3 protein-coding genes are annotated in these 6,611 nt (G+C 48.8%); 2 read left to right on the top strand and 1 reads right to left on the bottom strand.

Annotation, left to right across the window (positions count from 1 at the left end; all coding sequences use genetic code 11):
• Positions 1–1,463 (top strand): hypothetical protein (locus tag A3714_RS17685; protein WP_197463360.1); only part of this gene is annotated, 1,463 nt, incomplete at its 5' end.
• A gap of 631 nt (positions 1,464–2,094) precedes the next feature.
• Positions 2,095–5,517, top strand: a complete 3,423-nt coding sequence (locus A3714_RS03765; protein ID WP_082850709.1) for an FG-GAP-like repeat-containing protein — start codon at positions 2,095–2,097, stop codon at positions 5,515–5,517.
• Between the two features lie 95 nt (positions 5,518–5,612).
• Here the strand turns inward: A3714_RS03765 and A3714_RS03760 are convergent, their stop codons facing one another.
• On the bottom strand, positions 5,613–6,431 hold the full coding sequence (locus A3714_RS03760; protein WP_062816059.1) for a pyruvate, water dikinase regulatory protein: 819 nt from the start codon (positions 6,429–6,431) through the stop codon (positions 5,613–5,615).
• Positions 6,432–6,611: the final 180 nt, after the last annotated feature.

The following is a 6,611-nucleotide window of genomic DNA, read 5'->3' as shown; positions in this document are numbered from 1 at the left end:
GTATTTTTTTATTCTCGCGAATTTATTCAGAAAAAGCATGGATGGCGTTAGTGTTTTGCATGTCAACTGTTTTGTTGGGTGTCGCTTTACCGGTTAGTGCAATGACTGAGATGGCTGACAAAGAAATGTCTAATGTGTCTGGTCAGGCGCTATTGCAAATGGATAAAGAGTTCACCAATGGTTTTACGTTTTATAAAGCGGGCCTTGATGCAAAGCTTGAATTGAACGCGAATTTTGAGAAGCTGCAGTTAGGCTGTGGCGGAGTAAATGGCTCTGGCGCTTGTGATCTAGATATCGATAATTTTTCTTTAGGTTGTGTGGCTGATGCATCAGGAGCATGCCTTTCTCTGGATCCGCGTGGGCGTCAAATTCCGGGTGCACCAGCTGGAAGTCCAAATCAGCTGAAAGACTTTTTGATTGAGCGTCCATTTTTCCAATTTGCTATAAAAAATGATAGTTCAAAAACTCTTAGGGAGGTTGTTGGTATTCGCCTAGGTGGTGAGGATGTATCCGGGCCCTTAAGTTTTGGCTCATTAAATACCTTCAGTGGGTATATGTCTGGCCAAGCAAATCTAGAAATGCAAGGCGCAGACAATGTTGCTATTACTTGTGCCTATGCAGACCGCCCTTGTGTGGCTCCAGGTGCCAATACGAGCGGTATGAATAATGGGGGCGCCAGTAGCTGGGGCTCTCCAGGCGCGGATTGTGGTTGGTTTGGCTGTAATAGAGCTGGTTTGCCTGCACCTGAAGGCGGATATCTTAACCTCGGCGACGATATGATTCTTGATATCGGGATTGCGTCTATTCGCTTTCAGGAAGCTCTTGTTAGCTATGGAACAGTGACTCGTAATGGTAATTCGGTTCTGCTCAGTGGCAACCGTCAAAATCAGGCCGCAGTAAGTGGTGTTGAGCTTGGAGGGGTTGTTAATAGTCTTGTTTACGGCAATAACGATGGTTCCACCAATGTAGGTGCATCGCCCCTTGAGTTAGCGGATACAGATGCTGGGGCCTTGGTTGGGATTTTCGGTCCTACATTACTTCCTTTGCTTCGCGGTGGGGTCTCAGATCAAATTAAAAGGCAGCTCGCTGCAGGCCTGAGAATTTATGATCCTAATGAGGCTACGAATCAAGCCATAATTAATAGCAAATCCGATGCAGCCATTAATAATGATCTAAATAATTACGACCTTCCGTTTAATGTTGCAAATGTTCATCAAATTGATGTGACCTCTGATCTTTTTGGTCTTTCTTTTCAAAAGGAAGATGTTCAATATCCGGGCTATGTTGAACCAGTGAAAAGAGGGTGGGCTATGTATGCTCCTGACGCATTTACTTTAAATATAGCTCAGCCTGTTACAGCTTTTGTTTCTGGCATTACAGGTTCTTCAGCCGCAAGAGATGGCAACATCGTTGGGCTAGAGCCTCCTTTCAAGAATTGCTGGGGGAGTGCTAGATTTTGTTGAATAGAAATAATTTTCTATAATGTAATAATGATTTTTAATTTCTTTTGGGGTGAGCCATCGTCTCTGGGAGCGAGCCCCTAGACAAGTTCTTTTATTCCTGCGTCCGGTGTAAAAGTTACCTCTGTAAGAAACAAAAGTTTAATTCAAGAGGTCGCTGCCTGACTGTAAAAGCCAATCTCGCGTTAGATATAGTTGTGTTTGAGCCTAAGTTCTGTAGAAGGAATTGTACGGACCCTGAGAGGAGCAGGAATAATGTCCTCAGGCTGCACTTGGAGGGTGTGTGATGAAGGGCGCATCCATATTCAGCTCATAATTCCACTGAAATACAGCGTTGCAAATACGGCAGGTTTTCTGAAAAGGGAAGGGCATATTTTCAGAGATTAGCTCAAAGTAAAAAGGTTTTAGCGGACGGAATTTTGTGCCAAAGGCTATTGTAAGTCCGGCGGCTTGGATAAAGAAATGATACGAAGCTACATAAAGAACTCAAGACGGGAAGAGAAACGCCAAGACCAAATGAGATTGGAATGACTCTTGCTAATGCCTCTCTAGGAGCTTCCATCATGCCAACTGTTCTGCGGGTGTTTATTGGTTATTCATCCATATATTCAATAAGGATCTCCTGGGCACGGAAATGACAACAGATAATAATGCTGGTCAATTTAGTTGCCTGTTTTGGTTTCTGGTAATTGTATTGGTATTGTCTGGCTGCGGCGAAGGCGGCGGTAGCGGCAAAGGTTCTATTGTTGTGAGCACTAATGCTAATATAGACACTCCTACAAAGCCTGACCAGGATACAGGATCTGGCGGAACTGAGACAGAGCTTGATGGAAATGATGCTACATTAGATGATTGGCTTCGTAACGCCATTATTAAAAATGGTCTCACTGGCAATCCGGCTGCTCCCCGTCAGCGGCGTCAGCAAACGCCTGCAGAAGATCCTAAAATAAAATTGGGTCAATTATTGTTTTTCTCTCATTCTCTATCTGGCGATCTTACGTCCTCATGTGCTACCTGCCACACCCCTGATTTCGGTGGAAGCGACGCCCTTTCTCTGGGGATTGGAGTTTCTCCAATAGATTCCGCAAGGATTGGCCCTGTCCGTCGACTCGACATCAACAAGGATCTTGACCCGGCTGCTGATGGCGGGCCGAATATGCACCGCAATAGTCAGACGATTTTTAATGCAGCCTTGTTTGATCGTAGTCTGAGTTTCGACGGTCGGGTTTTTGTTCAGGATGATGATACTGCTACTGGTGGTAAGGGGCAGGAAATCCGGACGCCTGAAAGCGGTAATTTCCCTGATTTATCGGAGGCCAACGGCCTATTGGAAAACTTCGTCAAGTTTCCTCTGACCAACCACAACGAAATGCGGGCCTATCTGTTCAGTGCAATGTCCCAGGAAGAATACAGGGAGCACCTGGTTTCTCGCCTTCGTGGAGAAAAGGATAAGGCACTGTTGACTCCTGATGGACCTGAAAACTGGGTGACTCATTTCCGGCAAGCCTTCAATCAACCAAATGCCAGAGCTGAAGAGGTAATAACGCTTATCAATATTCAGCGAGCCTTGGCAGCTTACATCGAATCCATGATCTTCATCGAGTCACCTTGGAAACGCTATGTAGAAGGTAATGATAATGTGATTTCATTATCTGCAAAGCGTGGAGCTCGCTTGTTTTATGAGCCAATCGAAGAAGGTGGATTGGGATGCGTTAGCTGCCATAGCGGCGACTTTTTCACCAATGAAAATTTCTACAATACGGCTTTCCCGCAAATTGGGCGGGGGTTCATGCGTGCAGAAAAAGATGACATTGGCCGTTGGGCAAGTACAAGAAGAGAGGAAGACAGGTATGCTTTCCGGGTCCCCAGCTTGCTGAATATCGGCGTTACCATGCCATACGGTCATGCAGGCACTTTCGATCTACTTCAAGATGTTATTCGTTACCATGCACATCCGCGCCAGGGTGTAGAAAACTATGACTTTTCACTGGCTGGCCTGGCTCAGTTTCAGGGTGCATTGTCTTACGACTATGCGCTATCGCATACCCAGAAGGCGTTAAATGCGAGCAGTTTTTTGATCGCGGAACCACTTCTTCCTGGCAGGGAGCTGACCAGCCAGGAGGTGTCCGAGATCACCGCTTTTCTGCGTACGCTTACTGATGACTGCGTGAGGAATCATGCCTGCAGAAATCAATGGACTCCGCAGCTTGACGAAGATCCTGACGGCAATCTTCTCGTTAGTGGTGTTAATCCGGTGGCCGAGCCGGATTTACCGGTAGAGCCGGATCCAGATGAAAATCAACCACCAGCACAGCCTGGTGATTACGAAAAAAAAGTGCCTTTAAGCTTTACTACATCCCCACGCAATACGTTTGCTGAGCTTGAGCACTGTTCTGAAGAGCCCAATCAACATGCAATTAATGCGGGCTATGGTTTTGTACCACGGCACACGGCCTTATTCGGGCTTTATGACCCTTTTGGCAATCCTCTTCATCCACATGGTTTTGATGCCGAGACCTGGGATCTTGCTGGTGGCCTCACTGCTGAGCCGATCATGATCGCAGGCGGTGTAAGTGCGGGCTATCTGGATGATGACTGCTGGCTTGATCTTGCCTATGCCGGAGGTGGACGGTCTGGGATGGTATTTTATATCAACCGGGGAGGGCAGGCAGGTTTTGATTCACAGTCATTGCTTGACGGTGATCCGGGTGGAGGTTTTACCGGTGTTGCCATGGTTGATTTGAACGGTGATTATCGGCGGGACATGCTGTTCGGTAATATCAAGGATAAAAAACTACCGATTTATGCCATTAACGACCATGGCAGCTACTATAGAGCCGCTGACCTTTCCATCAGCCGTCATACTTATGGCATTTCGTTTGCGGACCACAACCATGATGGTTATCCGGAGATCTTCCTGGCTCATTGGTTCCCAGGTAATGTACTTACTGCGCCACTATTCTGGAAGAATAATGGCGGAGCGGAGCTGGAACATTACGATTTTGAAGCAGGACTGTCAGATGACACGCTCTCCCAGAACTGGAATTTTTCGCCGCAAGTTGGTGACTTTAATGGCGATGGGGAGCTGGATTTGTTGCTGGCGTCAGATTTTGGCACCAGTGTGGTGATGCAGGGTGCAGGCGACGGCACTTTTGTGAATATAACCGATAGATCCATCATCACCGATGAGAATGGCATGGGGTCCGCTCTCGGTGATTATGACAATGACGGCGATCTCGACTGGTTTGTCACTTCGATTTACGACCCTGATGGAGTGGCGGAGGCTAACTGGGGGGTAACAGGAAACCGGCTGTATCGAAATAATAGTAATGGTGGCGACATCTTACTTGAGAATGTAACTCAGGAAGCGGGCATTGCCGACGGGAATTGGGGATGGGGAGCTTGTTTTGCAGATTTTAATAATGATGGGTTTCTGGATATTTTTCATGTGAACGGCTTTGGGCATATTCCTGATAGCGCTGTTGTTGATAGCAAAGGTCAAAAAATTAAAGATAATGCTCAGTTGATTACTGAGGAATACCGGGGCGTCTTGCCCAAGTTGTTCATCAATCAGGGCGATGGGATGTTCCGTGAAAAGGCGATACTATGGGGGCTTGTGCTGCCAAGCGAGGGGCGTGGTATCACTTGTCTGGATTATGACCGTGACGGTGATATTGATATTGCCGTTTTAGACCATTCGAGGGGCTTGCAGTTTTTTAGCAACCAGACTGGCCATGGCCCAGGTAGGCGTTTTCTTTCAGTCAGATTGGTTGGCGAAACGCCAAATACCGAAGCTTTGGGAGCAAAGGTTCAACTGACGGCTGATGTGGGTGGTGATTTCGGTATGCAGACTCAAACTCGCGTCAGCATGGCCAACACCAATTTCAATGGCCAGAATCCGCCAGACTTGCATTTCGGTATGGGTGAAGCAGACAAAGCAAATATCTCGGTCATCTGGCCAGATAGCGCTCGCTGGCAGTGTGAGGGTATAAATACCAACCGCTTCATGATTCTTGATCAGCGCGAGCTTCATCCTGATTGTATAGTTCAGCCTTAAGAGGATCTGTTAACCAGTGGAGGGAGGTGCGATCGGGTTGGGTCGCGCTCCCGTTGGGAGCAGCCCAATATAATTGGTGAATAATTGAAGCTGGATTACTGCAACCGACGCTTCAATCCCTTCATTGCCAGCACCCTCGTGCTGATTTCCTCGATCGACAACTCAGTGGCATCCAGGTACGGGATGTTGTGCTTGTTGTACATGGCTTCCAGGGCTCTTAACTCCATATCGCACTGACGGAGGGAGGCATATTTGCTGCCGGCTTTGCGTTCGCTGCGGATGGCGCTGAGGCGGTCGGCGTTTATGGTCAGGCCGAAGAGTTTGTGTTTGTGCTCCATGAGCGGCTTGGGCAGACGAAGGTCGTCAAAGTCGTCTTCGGTGAGCGGGTAGTTGGCGGTGAAAAGACCGAACTGCAAAGCCAGGTAGAGGCAGGTCGGCGTTTTGCCCGAGCGGGACACGCCAATGAGGATGACGTCTGCCTGGTCGTAATGGCGGGTGCGGGCACCATCGTCGTTGTCCAGGGCGAAATGCACGGCGTTGATACGGATTCGGTAAGACTCCGCATCGCGGATGGCGTGGCTTTGATTGATCTTGTGGCTTGAGCGCACCCCCAGCTCGTCTTCCAGGGGGTTGAGAAACGCCCCGAACAGATCCAGTACCAGGCCGTCACAGCCGTGGAGCAGAGTTCGGTGGTCACTGTTGACCAGGGTAGAGAACACCACGGGCTTTTGGCCGTCTTCCCGGGACGCCTGGTTTATCCGTGCCACGGCTTCACGGGTCTGCTCATCCGACTGCACGAAGGGCAGGGTGATCTGCACGAACTCGATATCGCCGAACTGGCTGAGCATGCTGTGGCCGAGGGTTTCAGCGGTGATGCCGGTGCCGTCAGAGAGATAAAACGCCGTTCTTTTCATGGGGATCAGCCGTTTTCTGTGCCGCAGGAGCGGCGCTTGAGCCGCGTATTGACTTGCAAAAAGGCGTTGCCAGTCGTTCGCAGCTCAGGCGCCGCTCCTGTGGGGGTTCGTAAGTCATTGTTTTCAATGATGACAGTCTAGAGCTCGCCGTTGTCCGGGGCCAGTGCTATCTGCGAACTA

The sequence above is a fragment of the Alcanivorax sp. HI0007 genome (genome assembly GCF_001635525.1).
In the GTDB taxonomy this organism is placed as follows: Bacteria; Pseudomonadota; Gammaproteobacteria; order Pseudomonadales; family Alcanivoracaceae; genus Alcanivorax.
This window is presented reverse-complemented; position numbering and strand designations above follow the sequence as displayed.

What these genes read in the sequence shown, in the direction of transcription:
- A3714_RS03760 (WP_062816059.1), bottom strand. Translation starts at nt 6,431, where the DNA reads ATGAAAAGAACGGCGTTTTATCTCTCTGACGGCACCGGCATCACCGCT.
- A3714_RS03765 (WP_082850709.1), top strand. Translation starts at nt 2,095, where the DNA reads ATGACAACAGATAATAATGCTGGTCAATTTAGTTGCCTGTTTTGGTTT.